Below are 20,734 nucleotides of genomic sequence, written 5' to 3' on the forward strand. Positions count from 1 at the left end.
AATTGGGAGATTTTATGGAATTTGTGTTTGATGATAACTTTACAATCATGATGTCTCGATTGTTAATTTCACTTGTTTTATCCGGGGTTATTGGTTTTGAGCGTGAATTAAATAATCATTCCGCTGGTTTTCGCACCCATATTCTCGTTGGGGTCGGAGCTTGTTTAATGATGCTATTATCTTTATTTGGCTTTGAGACATTTATGGCGGAGCACGATAATATCCGTTTTGATCCGGCGCGCATACCATCTTATGTTATTAGTGGAATTGGGTTTCTTGGCGCAGGGACAATTATCGTCTATGGTGGGACGATTCGTGGTCTAACTACCGCGGCTTCCATTTGGACGGTTGCAGGATTAGGCCTAGTTGTTGGTGCAGGGATGTACGTACCTGCATTGTTTACAACCCTTATTATTCTGCTTAGCCTGGTTTTCCTGAATAACTTTGAAAAGTTATTTGCTAAGGGACGTTCCTCTAATTTGATTGAAATTGTAGCATTGCCTGAACTTCAAATAAATGAAATTATCTCTGTCTTTGATAAATTTGATTCAACGATTAAAAATGTAGAAATTACAAAGGCAGAAAATGATATTAGAAATATCTTCGTAAAGATTGAGCGAAAACCTGATGTAGAACGAATTGCTTTGATAGAGGAAATCTCTAAAATTAATTATGTAAAAAATATTTCAGAGCTTAAATAGGAAATGGCTCGAACTTCTTCCACATAATTAATAGTTATCGCGTTTTTTCCTGTTTTGTTTCTCAAATTTTTGTCTACTCTATATATAGAACAATGTGTTTGCATCTCACGTGTTTTAGGGTATAATAAATGTATAGTCAAAGATAGTCAAAGTCAAAAGATTATGCGATGCAGAGGAGGTGGGCTCATGAGTAATATTTCAGATGTGATTGAGCAATATTTAAAAAAGATCTTACAAACAAGAGGGCAAAATGCAATCGAGATTAAACGTAGTGAAATTGCTGATCAGTTCCAGTGTGTCCCCTCTCAGATCAATTATGTAATTAAAACGCGTTTCACATTGGAAAAAGGGTACATCGTAGAGAGTAAACGTGGCGGCGGCGGTTATATTCGGATTATGCGAGTGATACATCAGGATAAGTCTGAACTCATTGATGAAATTATAAAGATGATCAATCCAACAGTAACGCAACAAGCTTCCATTGATGTGCTTGAGCGACTATTGGAAGAAGAATTAATTACCGAACGCGAGGCCAAAATTATCCTCAGTGGGATTGACCGAAATACATTAGCATTCCAGCTCCCACTTCGGGATGAGGTTCGAGCTCGTGTGTTAACTGCCATGCTTTCAGAATTAAAGTACCTAAACAAGTAAGGGGGAAAAATAATGCAATGTCAGGAATGCCAGCAGCGGCCGGCTACACTCCACTTTACGCAAGTGATCAATGGTACTAAAACCGAAATTCATGTTTGCGAAGTGTGTGCGAAGGAAAAGGGTTATATGACGTATCCGGAGGAAGGGTATTCCCTTCATAATTTGCTTACAGGTCTGTTCAATTTTGACTCGGCAATGATGGAAAGTCAGCAAAGTAATTCGTATAATCAAGTAAAGGAATTGAAATGCCCGCAATGTGGTATGTCACTTTCCACATTTAAAAAAGTAGGAAAGTTCGGCTGTGCAACGTGTTATGATACTTTTTCTGAACGTCTTGATCCGATATTGCGCAGGGTACATTCAGGTAATACCAAGCATTACGGGAAAATTCCCAAACGCATGGGTGGCGACTTGCATACAAAGAAACAATTGGAAAGCTATAAAGCTGAATTGCAACAATTGATAGAAGATGAAAATTTTGAAGAAGCTGCTCAAATAAGAGATAAGATTAAAGCATTGCAAAATCAGAGTGATGGTTCGAAAGCAGGTGATGATACATGACCTTAAAGCAATTCATGAACGAAGCTATTAGTCCTTGGATGCGCGAGGAAGGGCCGGATAGTGATATTGTCCTTAGTAGTCGAATTCGTCTGGCTAGGAATTTCTCAGATGTTTCGTACCCTATTCTTGCAGACCATGAAAAACTGGAAGGCATTCGGGATTTTATTAAAGAGGAGTATGAACATCAGTCATTTCAGGATTATGAGGACTTTTCGTTCATTTCAATTCCGGATTTAACAGCCATTGAAAAACGAGTTTTGGTCGAGAAGCATTTAATCAGCCCGCATTTATCAAAAAGTGAACATGCACCAGCAACGATTATTTCTAAGAATGAACAGGTATCTGTCATGATTAATGAGGAAGATCATATCAGGATCCAATTATATTTCCCGGGACTTCAACTGTCAAAGGCATTGGAGGGGGCATTTGAGCTGGATGATTGGTTAGAAGAGAAAATTAACTATGCGTTTGATGAGACGCGAGGGTATTTAACAAGTTGTCCAACAAATGTAGGTACGGGAATGCGCGCTTCTGTTATGATGCATCTCCCTGCACTTGCGATGACGAAACAAATTAACCGAATGATACCGGCGATTAATCAGCTTGGGCTTGTTGTTAGAGGTATTTATGGTGAAGGTAGCGATGCCCAGGGAAATATTTTTCAAATCTCGAATCAAATTACGTTAGGCAAGACAGAAGCGGATATTATAGGGGATTTACAAAGTGTCGTTCAACAATTGATTGAGCACGAAAGAAATGCACGTAACCGTATTATGGAGCAATCCGGTAAAAAGTTAGAGGATCGCATTTTCCGATCCTTCGGTGTTCTGGATTACAGTAGAATTATTGAATCAAAGGAAGCAGCGGCATGTTTATCAAATGTTCGATTGGGAATTGATTTAGGACTCATCAAAAATGTATCCAGAAATATACTTAATGAATTAATGATTTTGACACAACCGGGATTTCTGCAACAATATGCACAAGCAACTTTAACAGCCGATGAACGAGATGAATTAAGGGCATCACTGATCCGTGAACGCCTGCAATTGGAGAAATAGACAGGAGGAAAATGTATATGATGTTTGGACGTTTTACAGAAAGAGCGCAAAAGGTATTAGCGTTGTCACAAGAGGAAGCGGTACGACTTGGACATAACAATATTGGCACAGAACATATTCTCTTGGGGCTTGTTCGTGAAGGGGAAGGGATTGCAGCGAAAGCTCTGGAGTCATTAGGTCTTGAGGTTCCTAAGATTCAGGAAGAGGTAGAGAAGTTAATTGGCGTTGGAAAGAAGCCCATGCAATCGATCCACTATACGCCAAGGGCTAAGAAGGTAGTAGAGCTATCTCAAGATGAGGCAAGAAAGCTCGGCCACTCCTATGTAGGTACCGAACATATTCTTCTGGGGCTGATTCGTGAAGGAGAAGGAGTCGCTGCCCGGGTGTTGAATAATCTTGGTGTTAGTCTGAATAAAGCACGTCAGCAAGTGCTTCAATTACTGGGAAGCAATGAATCACAGGGTGGAAGACAAGGCCATCGTAACAATCAACAATCAAATGCAAATACGCCAACACTGGATTCGCTGGCAAGAGATTTAACGGTAATTGCAAAAGAAGGCAATGTGGATCCTGTCATCGGACGAAGTAAGGAAATTGAGCGTGTTATTCAAATATTAAGCCGTCGTACAAAAAATAACCCAGTGTTGATAGGAGAGCCAGGTGTTGGTAAAACAGCTGTAGCAGAAGGCTTGGCACAACAGATTATCGATAACGAAGTCCCTGAGACATTAAGCGACAAACGTGTCATGACTTTGGATATGGGTACGGTTGTAGCCGGCACGAAATATCGCGGGGAATTTGAGGATCGCTTGAAGAAAGTCATGGAGGAAATACGCCAAGCCGGAAACATCCTCCTGTTTATCGATGAATTGCACACGTTGATTGGTGCGGGTGGTGCTGAAGGTGCGATCGATGCATCGAATATTCTTAAACCATCCCTCGCCCGGGGTGATCTCCAGTGTATTGGTGCGACAACACTTGATGAATATCGTAAATATATTGAGAAAGATGCCGCACTGGAGCGCAGATTTCAACCAATTCAAGTAGATGAACCGACGCTAGAGGAAACGGTAAAAATTTTAAAAGGGCTGCGTGACAGATATGAGGCACATCATCGTGTGACAATTACAGATGAGGCCATTGAGTCCGCTGCAAGTCTGTCTGACCGCTACATCACAGAACGCTTTTTGCCTGACAAAGCAATTGACCTCATTGATGAAGCAGGGTCAAAAGTTCGATTGCATTCCTACACAGTTCCACCTGATTTGAAAGAATTGGAGCAAAAGCTGGAAGATGTACGTAAAGAAAAGGATGCATCCGTCCAAAGTCAGGAATTTGAAAAAGCTGCATCCCTAAGGGACTCCGAACAACGTCTGCGTGAGGAATTGGAAAAAACGAAAAAAGCATGGAAAGAAAAGCAGGGGCAAACAGATACTGAAGTGACGGTAGAAGACATTGCCAGTGTTGTATCTATATGGACAGGAGTACCGGTAGCCAGGCTGACGAAGGATGAAAGTGAACGTCTGCTAAATATGGAAGAGACCTTGCATAGTCGTGTGATTGGTCAGGAAGAGGCTGTTGATGCAGTTTCTCAAGCAATTCGCAGGGCGCGAGCTGGCTTGAAAGATCCGAAACGTCCAATTGGTTCATTTATTTTCCTTGGGCCAACCGGTGTTGGTAAAACAGAGCTTGCTCGTGCATTGGCAGAGGCGATGTTTGAAGACGAGGAAGCCATGATTCGAATTGACATGTCGGAATACATGGAGAAACACTCCACTTCCCGTCTGGTCGGTTCTCCTCCTGGTTATGTCGGCTATGATGAAGGTGGTCAGTTAACGGAGAAAGTTCGAACAAAACCTTATTCGGTTGTGTTACTTGATGAAATAGAAAAGGCACATCCGGAAGTATTTAATATTCTATTACAAGTACTGGAAGATGGACGGTTAACAGATTCAAAAGGGCGAGTTGTTGATTTTCGCAATACAGTGCTTATTATGACCTCCAACGTTGGCGCAAATGAATTAAGACGTAATAAATATGTTGGATTTAACCTTGGTGAAGAAGGGCAAGAGTACAAAGATATGAAATCCAAAGTGACCGAAGAAATGAAAAAGGCATTTCGTCCGGAGTTTTTAAACCGTATTGATGAAATGATTGTTTTCCACGCCTTGGAGAAAAAGCATATGAAACGTATTGTTACTTTAATGGTCGAACATTTAAAAGAACGCTTGTTTGATCAGGAGATTGACTTCTCCTTGACTGATAAATCACTGGAAAAAATAGCAAACGAGGCTTTTGATCCTGAATACGGGGCAAGGCCTCTACGAAGATCCATTCAGCAAAACATTGAGAACCTCCTATCAGAGGAACTTCTCAAAGAAAATATTACAAAAGGACAAAAAGTAAAAATTGGCTTGAATAATAAAGGGGAATTTATTGTTCTAAAATAGGTTGTTACTTCCCTATTGCCAACCGTAAAAAAGCTGGAAGAATAGTTTCTTCCAGCTTTTTTACAAAGCACTTTTCGTATATATTGTTAGATTTTAAATGTTCGCCGTTAATGTAAACTGCGACAAAGTGATATTTCATTTTGCAAACTTTGGTTGAGAGTGGGCATACCGCTACGGAAATACATTTCGCTTTCCGCGGGCGGCTGGCGAGCCCACTCGCGCTTCCGCACTTCGTGGTCTCACCTAGGCCTTTCCTCCCGCCGGAGTCTCCATGTATTTTCTCCGCTGGTGTTTCAGTTATTATCTCTGAAACGAATGAGTAATCAATCGAATTATCTCACTAGTTCGGGTGCGTGGAGGGAAGTTGACTCCTGCGGGAACAAATGTCTTCGCTGGGACGAGCATTTACGCGCAGTCCCAGCACGTGTCTGAAGACCCCGCAGCGGTGGTCTTCCGCGAGGAGGCTGAAGCCGTGCCCGCGGAAAGCAACTTCCCGGAACGATCCCGAACGGCAGCGAGTATGGCATACTATGTCGCAGTTTATAGTTTTTATGTAAAAGCAACGAATCGTTGCGATACAACTCCCCCATTGTGGCATGATTATGGAAATAATTAATCAAATTGATATTCGTCTGTAACCTACCGAATCCAATAATATTATATAATAAAGAGAGGGGATGAAATACATTGGTGAAACGAAAAACGAAATATGTATGTCAGGAATGCGGTTATGAATCAGCAAAGTGGATGGGTAAATGTCCAGGATGTAACAGTTGGAATACATTAGTTGAGGAAATAGAAGCATCGAGTACGACTAGTAAGCATACAGTAAATGGTGGGATGAAAAATTTGAGTAAGCCTGAAAAGATTACCGCCATTCAGTCACAGAAAGAACCACGGATAACCACGTCGATGATGGAACTAAATCGTGTACTTGGTGGGGGAATTGTTCCAGGTTCTCTGGTCCTCGTCGGTGGTGACCCGGGAATCGGTAAATCAACATTGCTACTGCAAATATCCTCCCAACTCGCAGATAAGCAGCTCCCGGTGTTGTATATATCAGGAGAGGAATCAACCCGCCAAACAAAGCTTCGCGCTGATCGATTAGGTGTTACTTCGAATTTGCTATATGTTTTATCTGAAACCAACTTATTTGATATCGCCAAACATATTAACGAAATTCAGCCATCCTTTGTGGTTGTTGATTCCATTCAAACCATTTTTCGCGAGGAAGTCAGCAGTGCCCCGGGCAGTGTATCTCAAGTTCGTGAATCTACAAGCGAGTTAATGAAAATAGCAAAGACCAGTGGGATTCCGATATTTATTGTTGGACATGTAACGAAAGAGGGGGCTATCGCCGGGCCCAGAATGCTTGAACATATGGTAGATGCCGTGCTCTATTTTGAAGGTGAAAGACACCATATGTATCGCATTTTACGTGGCGTTAAGAATCGCTTTGGCAGCACAAATGAAATGGGTATATTTGAGATGAAAGAAGAAGGATTAAAGGAAGTTATGAATCCTTCCGAGATATTTTTAGAGGAACGTTCGCAAGGGGCTGCAGGTTCTACGGTTGTTGCTTCCATGGAAGGAACTAGACCAGTACTTGTGGAAATACAGGCACTTATTTCGCCTACTAGTTTTGGAAATCCGCGTCGGATGGCGACAGGGGTTGATAGTAGCAGAGTTCCGCTATTAATGGCGGTATTGGAAAAACGTGTAGGCCTAATGTTGCAAAATCAGGATGCATATATCAAAGTAGCTGGGGGTGTGAAACTTGATGAACCGGCTATTGATCTGGCAATCGCTGTAAGTATCGCTTCAAGCTTCCGTGATCAAGCCACACTTCCGGAGGATATTTTTATTGGAGAAGTGGGGTTAACAGGTGAGATAAGGCGCGTATCGCGTATCGAACAACGTGTGCAGGAAGCAGCGAAGCTTGGGTTTAAGCGTGTAATCTGTCCGATGAAGAATTTGGATGGCTGGACGGTACCACAAAACATTCAAGTTGTTGGAGTGAATACTGTTCAGGAGGCGCTGGATACAGGTCTGGCAAGATAGAGGTATTTGAATTTATTGCAATTAATATTTTATTATGATAAAATATAACGTTTATCAAATTGATTGTATAGGATAGTTATGCTATTATTTAGTTGATATCATAGGGTTTTCTTTATTGTTTAAGGTTATTTTAATTCAAAGAAGGTAATAATAAGGTTAGGAGGTGAACAGTGGTGCTAAAAAATATTGTTTATTTATTCTTTATTGTTTTAGGTGGTACCATTGGGTATTTATATATACCATATTTGATTAACTTATTGGATTTTACAGAAGCAAGCTGGGTCGCATCACCATATCTGGGCATGATAATAGGTGCAATTATATTCTTTTTTATTTCACATGTGCTGGCAGACTATGTCGTCAAATCGCTCAAATGGGTTGAGGAGGCACTTATCAAATTGCCGGCGGTAGATTTGTTTTTTGGTAGTTTAGGATTGATTTTGGGATTAGTTATTGCTTACTTTATTAATATGCCATTGCAGGATATAAATATTGATGTTGTCTCACAAATATTGCCCTTATTCATTACCATTTTGTTGGGTTACTTTGGATTTCAGGTTGGATTCAGACGTAGAGAGGAATTCGTCAACTTATTAAATAAAAATAAAAAAGAGCGTGATAAAAGTGATAAGCGGCGACCTATTGATACATCGGATGCTAATCAGCCTAGAGCCAAAATTCTAGACACAAGTGTGATTATTGATGGTCGAATTGCTGATATTTGCCAAACGAACTTTTTGGAAGGAACAATTGTCATTCCACAGTTTGTGCTAGGGGAATTACAGCATATTGCTGATTCTTCTGATGCATTAAAGCGTAACAGAGGTCGACGTGGGTTAGATGTGCTTAATCGTATTCAAAAGGATTTACCAGTGAAGGTGGAAATTTACGAAGGCGATTTTGATGAGATTCAGGAAGTTGACAGCAAATTGATCAAGCTAGCCAAGGTTAATGGCGGGATTGTTGTGACGAATGATTTCAATTTAAATAAAGTATGTGACCTGCAAAGTGTCCCTGTATTAAATATTAATGATCTGGCAAATGCAGTCAAACCGGTCGTGTTGCCTGGGGAGGAATTGGAAGTCCATGTGATTAAGGATGGAAAAGAGCATAATCAAGGCATTGCTTATTTGGATGACGGAACAATGATTGTTGTAGAAGAAGGTAGAAATTATATCGGTAAAAAAATTGAGGTCTTGATTACGAGTGTTCTGCAGACTTCTGCGGGTCGTATGATTTTTGCAAAACCGAAATTACTTGAAAAAGCACAGTAAAAAAGGTATAACTTATAGAGGATACAGTAAAAAGTGATAACATCGATGTTATCACTTTTTGTTACAGTTCATTTATCGTAAAATTTGATATAGATTACGTAATAATTGATAAAAATGTTTACTCATGAAAGGGGCAGTATCTATGACCGATAAAGTACGTGTACGTTATGCGCCAAGCCCAACAGGTAATTTGCATATTGGTAATGCGCGGACGGCATTATTTAATTATTTATTTGCCAAACACTACGATGGAAAATTTATTATTCGTGTGGAGGATACGGATGACAAAAGGAATGTCATTGGTGGAGAAGAAAGCCAGCTAAACTATTTAAATTGGCTTGGAATCGAGTGGGATGAAGGAGCTGATGTTGGCGGAGATTATGGTCCGTATCGCCAAACAGAGAGACTTGATTTATACAATAAATATGTAGATGAATTGCTTCAAAGAGGCCTTGCTTTCAAATGTTATATGACAGAAGAAGAGCTTGAAGCAGAACGGGAAGAACAGCGTAGGAAAGGACAAGTTCCGAAATATTCCGGAGCGCATCGTGACTTGACACAGGACCAAATTGCCGCGTTTGAAGCAGAAGGACGCGAACCTAGTATCCGTATGCGCGTTCCTGCAAATCATACCTACACATTTAATGATATTGTCCGTGGTAATATTACCTTTGAATCCAGTGATTTTGGCGATTGGGTTATTGTAAAGAAAAATGGTATTCCAACCTATAATTTTGCAGTAGCAATTGATGATCATCTGATGAAGATTTCGCATGTGCTGCGTGGAGAGGAACATATTTCGAATACCCCGAAACAAATGATGGTTTATGAGGCTTTTGGCTGGGAGCCTCCGCAATTTGGTCATATGACGTTAATTTTAAACGAAGAGCGAAAGAAATTAAGTAAGCGTGATGAGCACATTCTTCAATTTATTGAACAGTACCGTAACTTGGGCTATTTGCCGGAAACCTTGTTCAACTTTATTACATTACTCGGCTGGTCCCCGGTTGGTGAGGAAGAAATTTTTGATAAAGAAACGCTGATTAAGATATTTGATCCAGAGCGTTTATCCACATCAGCAGCCATTTTCGATCGTCATAAATTGAAGTGGATGAACAATGAATATATTAAAGCCTCTGATTTAGAAACGGTGATCGATTTAGCAATGCCGCACCTGATTGATGCGGGAAGACTTCCGAAAGATATGGATGACGAAACACGCGCCTGGGCAGAAAAAGTGATCGCTCTATATCGGGAGCAATTGCGATATGGCGCAGAGATTGTAGAGTTAACCGAAATGTTTTTCAACGAGGATATTACGTATGATGAGGGTTCGATGGATGTCTTGCAGCAGGAACAGGTGCCTGAAGTATTGCAGGTTTTCACCGATAAACTTATTCATTTGGACGATTTTACCAAAGATTCCATTAAGGCAAACATTAAAGCAACGCAAAAAGAGACAGGGCACCGAGGTAAAAAGTTGTTTATGCCAATCCGTGTTGCGACAACTGGGCAAACTCACGGACCGGAGCTGCCGATGGCTATTGAGCTTTTAGGGAAAGACGTGGTTCTTTCAAGATTGGATAAGGTATTAAAGCAAATTGGAGCTTAATTTATTCACATAAGAGCGAATTTGTAATATAGTAGTAAGTAACCAAATAGGGAACGTTAACAAGGAAAAGTAGAAGATGACAGTCTTACCCAGAGAGAATCACCATCGGCTGCGAGTGATTTTAGGACATCATTTTTGAAGTGCCCCTTCGAGTCCGTTATGGAATCTGAGTACATAATGGCGGAACTCTACCGTTATAAGAGCCAAGTTGGGAGATTTCTAATCTTCTCAAACAGAGTGGAACCACGCCTAAGAAGCGTCTCTGTGTATTCAATGACACAGAGGCGCTTTTTTTATTCTCTAATTAAGGGAGGCTTGTTGTAATGGGATTTTTAAAACGGCTGAAAGAGGATATGGACGTTGTATTTGAACAGGATCCGGCAGCGCGCACATCTATGGAGGTAATTTTGACTTATTCCGGTTTACATGCAGTATGGTCACATCGGGTTGCCCATGCTTTTTATAATAAACGTTTATTTTTTATAGCACGTGTTATTTCACAAGTGAGCCGCTTTATGACAGGAATTGAAATACATCCAGGAGCAAAAATAGGGAGACGTCTGTTTATTGATCATGGAATGGGAGTCGTCATTGGAGAAACATGTGAAATCGGGGATAATGTGACTCTATTTCAAGGGGTGACCTTGGGGGCACGGGCAAGGAAAAGGGGAAACGTCACCCGACTGTGAAAGACAATGCGCTCATCTCCACTGGCGCCAAAGTATTGGGCTCATTAACGATTGGTGAAAGTTCTAAAATTGGTGGAGGAGCTGTTGTGATAAAGGATGTCCCTGATCACTCTACTGTGGTGGGTGTTCCGGGCAAAGTTGTTGTCCAAAACGGGGAAAAGGTACGAACAGATCTGGATCATCATAAAATGCCGGATCCGGTTGCGGACAGATGTGCCCAGTTACAAGCGGAAGTGGATGAATTGAAAAAGGAATTAGCTATGTTGAAAGAAGGAGATCGCTATGCCGATAAAAGTTTATAATACATTAACACGCCAAAAGGAAGAGTTTCAAACCTTGGAAGAAGGTAAAGTGAGCATGTATGTTTGCGGGCCAACCGTATATAACTATATTCATATTGGAAATGCACGTCCTGCTATCGTTTTTGATGCTATACGCCGTTACTTGGAATATAAAGGTTACACTGTTAATTATGTGTTAAATTTCACCGATGTGGATGATAAGATTATTAAAAAGGCAAATGAGTTGGGAGAAGAGGTAACGGATGTCGCCAATAAATTCATTGATGCATACCTGGAAGATGTTGGTGCATTAGGTGTGAAAAAGGCAACCTACAACCCACGGGTTATGGAAACAATGGATGATATTATCCACTTTATTGCCGGTTTGATTGAAAAAGGCTATGCATACGAAGTGGATGGGGACGTTTATTTTAAACCGCGGACAATGGATGATTACGGGAAACTCTCCCATCAATCGATTGATGAATTGCGTTCAGGAGCAAGGATTCAAGTTGGCGAAAAGAAAGAGGATCCGCTTGATTTTGCTCTATGGAAGAAAGCGAAAGAAGGCGAAATTGCTTGGCAGTCCCCGTGGGGTGGCGGCAGACCAGGCTGGCATATTGAATGCTCGGCAATGGCCAAAAAGTATTTAGGAGAGACGATCGACATTCATGCAGGCGGGCAGGATTTAACCTTTCCTCATCATGAAAATGAGATTGCTCAATCCGAAGCAATGAATAATGAAACATTTGCAAATTACTGGATGCATAATGGGTATATTAATATTGAAAATGAAAAAATGTCTAAATCACTAGGTAATTTTGTTTTAACTAGAGATATTATTAAAGAACATGACCCACGTGTTGTTCGCTTCTTTATGTTGACGGTTCATTATCGTAACCCGATCAATTTTACGAATGAATTATTGAATGCGGCTAAAAACAGCCTTGGTCGTATTGAAACATCCTACTTTAATTTAAAGCATCGCAAGCAAGCAAGTATGAATTTAGTCGATCATACAGAAGCATGGCTGGATAAAGTGGAACATTTTAAGAGACAATTTGAAGTGGCAATGGATGATGATTTTAACACCGCAAATGCCATTTCAGTTTTATTTGATTTAACGAAGGAAGCGAATGTCTACTTACAATCGGAGCAAACCGCAACAAAGGTTATTGAAGCATTTCAACATACTATTCTTACTATCCTTGATGTACTAGGAATTACCATTCAGGAAGAAAGTGAACTGCTTGATGAGCAAATAGATGCATTAATAGAAGAACGAACCCAAGCAAGGAAAAATCGGGACTTTGCCCGTGCGGATGAAATAAGAGATATGCTAAAAGAAAAGAATATTATTCTGGAGGATACGAATCAGGGTGTTCGTTGGAAGCGGAGCGAATGATGAAGCCCTCTGATGTAAAACAGATGAAAAGTTTAGCCCTGGCATATATGGGTGATGCCGTTTATGAAGTATATGTAAGAGAACATTTGCTACAGGCGGGTCAGGTGAAACTAAATCGGCTTCACCAAGAAGCGGTTACGTTTGTCTCAGGCAAATCTCAAGCAGATGTTATTTTACATTGGTTAGCGGATGGCATACTCACGGAAGAAGAAGAGCGAGTAGTTGCCCGTGGAAGAAATGCAAAATCCGGTTCTATCCCTAAGAACACGAGTGTGCAGACCTATCGCTATAGTACAGCATTCGAAGCGTTAATCGGGTATCATTATTTAACTGGCAACCAAGATCGTTTAACTGCATTATTACAAACAGCAGTTCACTTTATCGAAAGGAGGAAGGCGTAACATGGATCAGGAAATGATCACAGGAAAAAATCCGGTTATGGAAGCTTTGACATCCGGAAGATCGGTCAATAAAGTCTTTATTTCCGAACAATTAAATGCAGGTGTACAAGGTAAAATGATAAGCCTTGGAAAAGCAGCCGGGACCATTGTACAAAAAGTACCTAAGAAAAAATTGGATCAGCTCAGCGAAGGGAACCACCAAGGGATTGTAGCGTACGTGGCTTCCTATCAATACGGGTCACTTGATGATTTGTTCCATCGGGCGGCGGAGCGAAAGGAAGATCCTTTTTTTATTATTTTGGACGAGCTTGAGGATCCGCATAATTTAGGTTCGATTTTACGTACAGCTGATGCGACGGGTCTGCACGGTGTGATTATCCCGAAACGGCGCTCGGTAGGTTTAACAGCAACCGTTGCCAAAACGGCTGCAGGTGCGATTGAACATGTACCTGTCGTAAGGGTGACCAATATCGCAAGTACCATTGAGGAATTAAAGGCAAAAAATGTGTGGATTGTTGGTACAGAAGCAAATGCAACAGAGGATTATCGTACATTGGATGGTACAATTCCTATTGCACTTGTCATTGGAAATGAAGGGAAAGGGATGAATCGATTAACAAGGGATAAGTGTGATTGGACCGTAAGTCTCCCGTTAAAGGGAAAAGTTACCTCATTGAACGCCTCTGTTGCATGCAGTCTTTTGTTATATGAGGTATATCGCAAGCGGCATCCCATTGGTGATTGATGATGATAGTACTTGTTGTTGATGGGTATAATATTATCGGGGCATGGGATGATCTGCAACGGCTAAAAGAGATAGATATGGCACAGGCCCGCGACCGTTTAATAGAATGGATGGCTGAATATCAGGCATATTCGGGAAATCGTGTTATTATTGTATTTGATGCCTATTATGTCAAGGGAATGGCCAGCAAACTCGAGGCATACAAAGTAGAGATTATTTATACGAAGGAAAAGGAAACGGCAGATGAGTGTATCGAAAGGCTTGTGAAGCAGTTAAAAAATGTCCAAAACCAAGTATATGTAGCAACGTCTGACTATGCGGAACAGAGTACTATTTTTAGCAGAGGTGCATTACGAAAATCGGCACGGGAACTCTATATTGAATTAAAAAATATGGAGAGGGAGATTAAAGAAAACATCCGGAACCACCAAAAAATTCAACCACAATCAAAGATAGCACTTGATGATGATGTGTTAGAAAAATTCGAAAGGTGGCGCCGCGGGGATATATAAGCAGGAAAAATACCTCTAAATTGCTTATTCTCCCCATTTTGCCTATTGACTCTATTAAAGCGCTTACTGTATAATAACGTTTAAAGTGACTGCATATAGTCAGGGGGTCATTCCGAGTGAATGCCAAGCAACTAGAAGTAGATCATAAGAGTCTAAATCTGCTTGATGATGAGAGGGTATTACAATTGATTCATCAAGGAAACCGTCATGCGCTGGATTTTCTAATACATAAGTACAGAAACTTTGTCTGGGCAAAAGCGCATACCTATTTTATCATTGGTGCTGATAGAGAGGACATTACGCAAGAAGGCATGATTGGCCTCTATAAAGCAATAAGGGACTATGATGGGGACAAGCTGTCTTCATTTAAAGCATTTGCCGAGCTATGTGTAACACGGCAAATTATTACGGCGATTAAAACAGCAACTAGGCAGAAACATATCCCGCTTAATTCCTATGTATCATTGGATAAGCCGATTTATGATGAAGAATCGGATCGAACGCTGATGGATGTAATTGCGGAGTCAGGTGCAATCGATCCACAGGAGTTACTTATAAATAGGGAAAGATTAGGCGATATGGAATTCAAATTATCCGAATTGTTAAGCGAGTTTGAAAGGGATGTACTGCATTTATATTTAGATGGGCAGTCCTATCAGGAAATTTCCATCACATTAAAACGTCATGTGAAGTCTATTGATAATGCACTGCAACGTGTCAAGCGCAAGTTGGAACAATTAATTGAAACCGGTGGAATCAAACACGGCGTTGACACGTCGACATAACCATGCTACATTAATATGAGGATAAAACCCTGTCAATGGGATGAGATAATTATGAAAATAACATTAGCGTGTGCAATTTGTTCAAGCAGAAATTATAAAACGAATAAGAATGTATCCATACAACCTGCACGCTTGGAAGTTAATAAATACTGCAAAATATGCAGGGAGCACACATTGCACCGCGAGACAAAATAAACGTGCGTATTTTTCTCAGGGAGTTTAGGGGGTACAAGCTAGCATGATTAAGTTTTTAAAAAATGTTACCAGAGAGATGAAAAAAGTCTCCTGGCCTAAAAGTCGTGAATTGACAAGCTATACCATAACAGTAATTTTAACAGTAGGTTTTATTGCCATCTTTTTTGCCGTCATCGATTTTGGAATTTCTCAGGTTTTAAATAGTTTTTTTGAATAATAAGAAGAAATGTATGCTATAATGAGAATAATTAATATTTTAATTAAAAACCCGGATTGTCGGGTTTTTTAAGTTGTCTAAAAACGTAACATGGTCGTATATATGACTCATAAACGTAAGGGAGGGAAGGGCAAAACAATGCCCTGTTCAAATGGAGAAAAATTGGTATGTTATTCATACGTATTCCGGGTATGAAAACAAAGTAAAGATGAACTTAGAAAGAAGAGTTGAATCGATGGGGATGGAGGATAAAATATTCCGAGTTATTGTTCCCGAAGATGAAGAAACTGAAATCAAAGATGGAAAAAAGAAGACGGTAAAAAAGAAATTCTTCCCTGGTTACGTCCTAACGGAAATGATCATGACGGATGACTCTTGGTATGTTGTACGCAATACGCCAGGTGTAACCGGATTTATCGGTTCTAGTGGAGGTGGGGCAAAACCAACCCCAATACTGCCTGAGGAAGTAGAATCCGTATTAAAACGCATGGGCGTGTCTGAATCCCCTGTGCAGGTCGATTTTGAATTAAAGGAAAATGTACGGGTAACAGATGGACCGTTCACGGACTTCGCCGGCACGATCGAGCAAATTGATACGGACAAACAAAAAGTAAAGGTCCACGTGAATATGTTTGGCAGAGAAACTCCCGTTGAACTAGACTTCTCTCAAATTGATAAAATGAATTAGAAATTGTTTGTAAAGGCTGTCTTCTAAACGTTTTTTGGTTTATTGACACAACAGATAGAAACTGCGACGTAGTGTGCAATATTTGCCACCGTCCGGGATCGTTACGGGCAATCGCGGACCTTAGGGCACGGCCTCAGCCTCCTCGGAAGAAAACCGCTTCCTGCGGGGTCTTCGGACACGTGCTATTCCCGCAGGAGTCGATTGCCCTCCACTCACCCGGACTACTGACAGCATGAAACTGCTTCGTTAATAATACAGTAAACTCACTACCAGCGGAGGAAACACATGTAGACTCCTGCGGGAGCAAAGGCCTAGATGAGACACTGAAGTGCGCTAGCACGAGGTGGCTCATCAGCCCCCTAAGGTGCGCGGAATGTGTTTCCGTAGCGGCATCCAAGCACTCAACCATCGTTCGCAAAGAGAATTCCACACTTACGTCGCAGTTTATATCAACTCCGTATTAGTGAAACCAAAAATGCTAATAAAGTACTTGCATTATTTAAAGAAGCATGCTAAAATTCTTTTGTTATTCATGTATGATCTGAGTAGCAAGGTAAATAGGAGTGGGAGGATCCGAATGGATACCTAATACCACATCACGGACTTTAAGGAGGTGTGTCTCGTGGCTAAAAAAGTAATCAAGCTAGTGAAATTGCAGATCCCTGCAGGAAAGGCAAATCCAGCACCGCCAGTAGGACCGGCATTAGGTCAAGCAGGTGTTAATATCATGGGATTCTGTAAAGAATTTAATGCACGTACACAAGATCAGGCAGGTACGGTTATCCCTGTTGAAATAACGGTATTTGAAGATCGTTCGTTTACATTTGTTACAAAAACTCCACCTGCTGCTGTATTGTTGAAGCAGGAAGCTGGTATTGATACCGCATCCGGAGAGCCTAACCGTAACAAAGTAGGATCTGTCAAACGTGATAAAGTAAGAGAAATCGCAGAAACCAAGATGGAAGACTTGAATGCTGCTGATATAGAAGCGGCAACCCGTATGGTTGAAGGAACTGCCCGTAGTATGGGCATCACCGTTGAAGACTAATTTGATTGAATTGTAATACTAGTGAGGGCTGTGGATATTCAAGCGACTACTCGCAGCCTTTACACATGCGGTGGTGACTGAAAAAGGTGATCTGCTGCATGCGTTATAGAAGCTTTTGTGCTTTTATGAAGTGGGAGGTATTACCGCTATAACCACAATAGAGGAGGAAACAAATTGGCTAAAAAAAGTAAAAAGCATCAAGAAGCATCCAAGCTTGTTGATCGCTATAAATCATATGAAATAAGTGAAGCTATTGCACTAGCAAAAGAAGTAGCTAGAGCGAACTTTGATGAAACCGTTGAAGCTGCTTTCCGTTTAGGTGTGGATCCTAAAAAAGCAGACCAACAAATTCGTGGTGCGACTGTGCTGCCACACGGTACTGGTAAAACACAACGTGTCCTGGTTTTCGCAAAAGGTGATAAAGCGAAAGAAGCAGAAGACGCAGGAGCAGATTACGTTGGAGAATCCGACTATATCGACCAGATTAATCAAGGCTGGTTCGAATTTGATGTGGTTGTTGCCACACCGGACATGATGGCTGAAGTTGGTAAACTTGGGCGTGTGCTTGGGCCAAAAGGGCTCATGCCAAATCCGAAAACCGGGACTGTTACATTTGAAGTAGAAAAAGCTGTGAAAGAAATTAAAGCTGGTAAAGTAGAATATCGTGTCGATAAATCTGCTAACATTCACGTTCCGATTGGAAAACTATCATTCGATAATGAAAAATTAAGCGAAAACTTTGCAGCTATTGCGGATACTCTTGTTAAAGTGAAACCGCAAAGTTCAAAAGGGACTTATCTACGTAATGGTTCTATAGCTACTACCATGGGACCTGGAATCAGAGTCGACGTTTCCAATTATCGCTAAGTCGCTGTTGACTTTTCCAGAAATGTTAGTTATACTAAATTTCGGTATATAAATGAATACGTTGTGCCGTAGACAGCAGGGGCAAAATTGCTTAATATTCCTGCCGAGGTGTTTAGAACCAAGTGAGATAAATCGATGATTGATTGTCATTTGTTATAAGCCTTCATGTCTACATGGAGGTTTTTATTATGTCATAAACGCGTGCGGTATAATGAGTGTTATTAGGAGGTGGAACAATGTCCAGTGTTATCGAAAAGAAGAAACAGGTGGTTGATGAAATCACTGAAAAATTTCAAGCAAGTAAAACAGCGGTAATCGTTGACTATCGTGGTCTTGATGTTGCTGAAGTAACTGATTTACGTAAACAATTGCGTGATGAGGGTATCGACTTTAAGGTTTACAAAAATACGATGACCCGTCGCGCAGTGGAGGCTGCAGATTTAACGGAGCTAAATGAAACATTGGTTGGACCAACTGCTCTTGCATTTAGTAATGATGATGTCGTAGCACCTGCAAGAATTATTAACGATTTTGCAAAGAAACATCAGGACCTTGAAATTAAAGGCGGCGTAATCGAAGGGAAAGTTGCTTCTCTTGATCAAATGAAGGAGCTTGCTACTCTACCAAATTACGAAGGTATGGTTTCTATGTTGCTTAGTGTACTACAAGCACCTGTACGTAACTTTGCATATGTTACAAAATCTGTTGCAGAGCAAAAAGAAGAACAGGGCGCATAAACGAGCCCTTGTATGAATGATAAACGAAAATAAAATTAGGAGGAAATATCATGTCTAAGGAACAAATCATTGAAGAGATTAAAGAAATGTCCGTACTAGATTTAAATGATCTGGTAAAAGCGATTGAAGAAGAATTTGGAGTAACAGCTGCAGCACCAGTTGCAGTAGGAGGCGGAGCTGCTGAAGGCGAAGCTGCTGAAGAACAAACAGAATTTGACGTTGTACTTGAAAGTGCCGGAGATTCTAAGATCAAAGTTGTTAAAGCAGTTCGTGAAATCACAGGACTTGGCCTTAAAGATGCTAAAGACGTGGTTGATAATGCACCAAAACCAGTCAAAGAAGGCGTAACAAAAGAAGAAGCAGAAGAACTTAAAGGTCAACTTGAAGAAGTGGGCGCATCTGTAGAAGTTAAGTAATTTTTACAGACAATAGTAGAAGAAGCTCGTCGTTTAACGACGGGCTTTCTGTATCTGATCAATGAACAAGACTGTTGTTTTTACTGCTGAAGGTATGAACTGCGATGTAGTGACAATTCCTTTGGTTGAGATAAGGGATACCGCTACGGAAATACATTCCGCGCCTTAGGCGGCTGATGAGCCTCCTCGCGCTGGCGCGCTGCGGGGTCTCACCTAGGCCTTTAGCTCCCGCAGGAGTCTCCATGTATTTCCTCCGCTGGTTGTCTGGTCACTAACGCTTATTGTCCATAATCACTATTAAAAATTGAAGCCTCTTACTAGTTCGGGATCGCGCCGGGCGGAGACTCCTGTGGGAATAGCACGTGTCTGAAGACTCCGCACCGGTGGTCTTCCGCGAGGAGGCTGAGGCCGTGCCCACGGAAAGCATCCGTCCGGCGCGATTCCCGAACGGCGATTGGGCGATTATAGCAAACAGCAATTACGTCGCAGTTTCTATCAGCTGTAAAGATTTAAAAACAACATTAGTTTACGGAAAGAAAAATCTCCCTTCATTCTATAAAAGGATGTGGCCCCAATGGCGGAACATTATTATTCCCAAAAACCTCAATCCCAAAGTTCACCCAAGTCGTGGAATTACCAATTACGAACAAGATTATATACATTCACTAGTGATGTTGGCGTTTTTTCTAAAAATGAAGTGGATTTTGGTTCCGAACTGTTAATAGAGCAATTTCGTGAACCTGTTATTTCGGGAGATTTTTTAGACCTTGGCTGTGGTTATGGGCCTATTGGAATTGTTCTTGCAGATCACTATCCTGAGCGGAATGTAGTACTGGCTGATATTAACGAAAGGGCCATGACATTAGCCGAAAAAAATGCAGCACGTAACCATGTCGAAAATGTCGAATGCCTGCAAAGTGATCAATTTTCCAATTTAGTCGATCGTTCTTTTGCGGCGATTGTCATGAATCCACCTATTCGGGTCGGGAAAAAGGTTGTCCATCAACTATTTGAGGGGGCTAAAGATGCGTTATATGATCAGGGAGAGTTATGGATCGTTATTCAAAAGAAACAAGGAGCTCCTTCAGCAAAGGCTAAATTAGAAGAGTTATTCAAGAGCGTGGAAATAATTGCCAGAAATAAAGGCTATTTTATCATAAAAGCTATTAATATTTGACCAAGTTATGGTACTATGATATTATGGGTAAATGTTAATATTGGATTTCTTTGTCAAGAGGAACTTTAAAAAAGTGAAACGTATATTTCCCCGATGATCGGAGACACTGGTAAAATCGGGAAATATAACGGATGAGGTTTTACGATAAATCTTTTTTCACTAAATTAAGCGTATAATAAATAACGCTGCATTGCAAG

21 protein-coding genes, 1 pseudogene and 2 other annotated features are annotated in these 20,734 nt (G+C 40.9%); all 22 genes and pseudogenes read left to right on the plus strand.

All coding sequences use genetic code 11. The features are described 5' to 3' along the window. The first annotated feature begins 2 nt into the window (after positions 1-2). The 22 genes and pseudogenes from KFZ56_RS00810 (at position 3) to KFZ56_RS00915 (ending at position 20,537) form a co-directional block, all read left to right on the plus strand. On the plus strand, positions 3-701 hold the full coding sequence (locus KFZ56_RS00810) for an MgtC/SapB family protein (protein ID WP_375540660.1): 699 nt from the start codon (positions 3-5) through the stop codon (positions 699-701). Positions 702-887: 186 nt separating this feature from the next. Then, entirely contained in the window at positions 888-1,355 is a 468-nt protein-coding gene (locus tag KFZ56_RS00815; protein ID WP_222639416.1) for a CtsR family transcriptional regulator, read from the plus strand. Between the two features lie 12 nt (positions 1,356-1,367). Further along, complete coding sequence (gene mcsA / locus KFZ56_RS00820; protein ID WP_222639418.1) at positions 1,368-1,916, plus strand: protein-arginine kinase activator protein McsA; 549 nt, start codon at positions 1,368-1,370, stop codon at positions 1,914-1,916. Beyond that, positions 1,913-2,977 (plus strand): protein-arginine kinase McsB, encoded by a 1,065-nt coding sequence (gene mcsB, locus KFZ56_RS00825; RefSeq protein ID WP_222639420.1) that lies wholly within the window; start codon positions 1,913-1,915, stop codon positions 2,975-2,977. Before mcsA ends, mcsB begins: the two co-directional genes overlap by 4 nt. Before the next feature lie 17 nt (positions 2,978-2,994). Next, positions 2,995-5,427 carry an ATP-dependent protease ATP-binding subunit ClpC gene (gene clpC / locus KFZ56_RS00830; protein WP_222639422.1) on the plus strand — a complete coding sequence of 811 codons (2,433 nt, stop codon included), beginning with the start codon at positions 2,995-2,997 and terminating at the stop codon, positions 5,425-5,427. 687 nt (positions 5,428-6,114) lie between these two features. Continuing rightward, a complete protein-coding gene (radA, locus tag KFZ56_RS00835) occupies positions 6,115-7,488 on the plus strand; it encodes a DNA repair protein RadA (protein ID WP_222639425.1) in 1,374 nt (457 codons plus the stop codon). Positions 7,489-7,661: 173 nt separating this feature from the next. Beyond that, positions 7,662-8,762: a PIN/TRAM domain-containing protein gene (locus tag KFZ56_RS00840; RefSeq protein WP_222643849.1), complete on the plus strand. Its 1,101-nt coding sequence runs from the start codon at positions 7,662-7,664 to the stop codon at positions 8,760-8,762. A gap of 142 nt (positions 8,763-8,904) precedes the next feature. Further along, positions 8,905-10,374, plus strand: coding sequence for a glutamate--tRNA ligase (gene gltX / locus KFZ56_RS00845; RefSeq protein WP_222639427.1), 1,470 nt, complete (start codon positions 8,905-8,907; stop codon positions 10,372-10,374). Between the two features lie 47 nt (positions 10,375-10,421). Further along, positions 10,422-10,641 (plus strand) — a binding site (T-box leader). Positions 10,642-10,697: 56 nt separating this feature from the next. Next, positions 10,698-11,365 (plus strand): annotated as a pseudogene (gene epsC / locus KFZ56_RS00850) (serine O-acetyltransferase EpsC). Beyond that, positions 11,346-12,749, plus strand: a complete 1,404-nt coding sequence (gene cysS / locus KFZ56_RS00855; protein ID WP_222639429.1) for a cysteine--tRNA ligase — start codon at positions 11,346-11,348, stop codon at positions 12,747-12,749. Before epsC ends, cysS begins: the two are co-directional and overlap by 20 nt. Then, positions 12,749-13,150 carry a Mini-ribonuclease 3 gene (locus tag KFZ56_RS00860; RefSeq protein WP_222643850.1) on the plus strand — a complete coding sequence of 134 codons (402 nt, stop codon included), beginning with the start codon at positions 12,749-12,751 and terminating at the stop codon, positions 13,148-13,150. Before cysS ends, KFZ56_RS00860 begins: the two co-directional genes overlap by 1 nt. A gap of 1 nt (position 13,151) precedes the next feature. Further along, positions 13,152-13,895 carry a 23S rRNA (guanosine(2251)-2'-O)-methyltransferase RlmB gene (gene rlmB / locus KFZ56_RS00865; protein ID WP_222639431.1) on the plus strand — a complete coding sequence of 248 codons (744 nt, stop codon included), beginning with the start codon at positions 13,152-13,154 and terminating at the stop codon, positions 13,893-13,895. Positions 13,896-13,897: 2 nt separating this feature from the next. Further along, a complete protein-coding gene (locus KFZ56_RS00870) occupies positions 13,898-14,407 on the plus strand; it encodes an NYN domain-containing protein (protein ID WP_222639432.1) in 510 nt (169 codons plus the stop codon). Between the two features lie 116 nt (positions 14,408-14,523). Further along, positions 14,524-15,192 carry an RNA polymerase sporulation sigma factor SigH gene (gene sigH, locus KFZ56_RS00875; protein ID WP_222639435.1) on the plus strand — a complete coding sequence of 223 codons (669 nt, stop codon included), beginning with the start codon at positions 14,524-14,526 and terminating at the stop codon, positions 15,190-15,192. A gap of 51 nt (positions 15,193-15,243) precedes the next feature. Next, a complete protein-coding gene (rpmG, locus tag KFZ56_RS00880; protein ID WP_255584743.1) occupies positions 15,244-15,387 on the plus strand; it encodes a 50S ribosomal protein L33 in 144 nt (47 codons plus the stop codon). Between the two features lie 43 nt (positions 15,388-15,430). Next, entirely contained in the window at positions 15,431-15,604 is a 174-nt protein-coding gene (gene secE, locus KFZ56_RS00885; RefSeq protein WP_222639437.1) for a preprotein translocase subunit SecE, read from the plus strand. A gap of 151 nt (positions 15,605-15,755) precedes the next feature. Beyond that, entirely contained in the window at positions 15,756-16,292 is a 537-nt protein-coding gene (gene nusG, locus KFZ56_RS00890; protein WP_222639439.1) for a transcription termination/antitermination protein NusG, read from the plus strand. 622 nt (positions 16,293-16,914) lie between these two features. Then, positions 16,915-17,340, plus strand: coding sequence for a 50S ribosomal protein L11 (gene rplK / locus KFZ56_RS00895; protein WP_222639441.1), 426 nt, complete (start codon positions 16,915-16,917; stop codon positions 17,338-17,340). Between the two features lie 174 nt (positions 17,341-17,514). Continuing rightward, complete coding sequence (gene rplA, locus KFZ56_RS00900) at positions 17,515-18,207, plus strand: 50S ribosomal protein L1 (protein WP_222639443.1); 693 nt, start codon at positions 17,515-17,517, stop codon at positions 18,205-18,207. Positions 18,208-18,255: 48 nt separating this feature from the next. Continuing rightward, positions 18,256-18,403: a sequence feature (ribosomal protein L10 leader region), on the plus strand. Between the two features lie 40 nt (positions 18,404-18,443). Next, positions 18,444-18,944, plus strand: a complete 501-nt coding sequence (gene rplJ, locus KFZ56_RS00905) for a 50S ribosomal protein L10 (protein ID WP_222639445.1) — start codon at positions 18,444-18,446, stop codon at positions 18,942-18,944. Positions 18,945-18,994: 50 nt separating this feature from the next. Next, positions 18,995-19,360: a 50S ribosomal protein L7/L12 gene (gene rplL / locus KFZ56_RS00910; protein ID WP_222639447.1), complete on the plus strand. Its 366-nt coding sequence runs from the start codon at positions 18,995-18,997 to the stop codon at positions 19,358-19,360. A 574-nt stretch (positions 19,361-19,934) separates the two neighbouring features. Then, on the plus strand, positions 19,935-20,537 hold the full coding sequence (locus KFZ56_RS00915) for a class I SAM-dependent methyltransferase (RefSeq protein WP_222639449.1): 603 nt from the start codon (positions 19,935-19,937) through the stop codon (positions 20,535-20,537). Positions 20,538-20,734: the final 197 nt, after the last annotated feature.

The organism is Virgibacillus sp. NKC19-3, assembly GCF_019837165.1.
GTDB lineage: Bacteria > Bacillota > Bacilli > Bacillales > Amphibacillaceae > Virgibacillus_L > Virgibacillus_L saliphilus.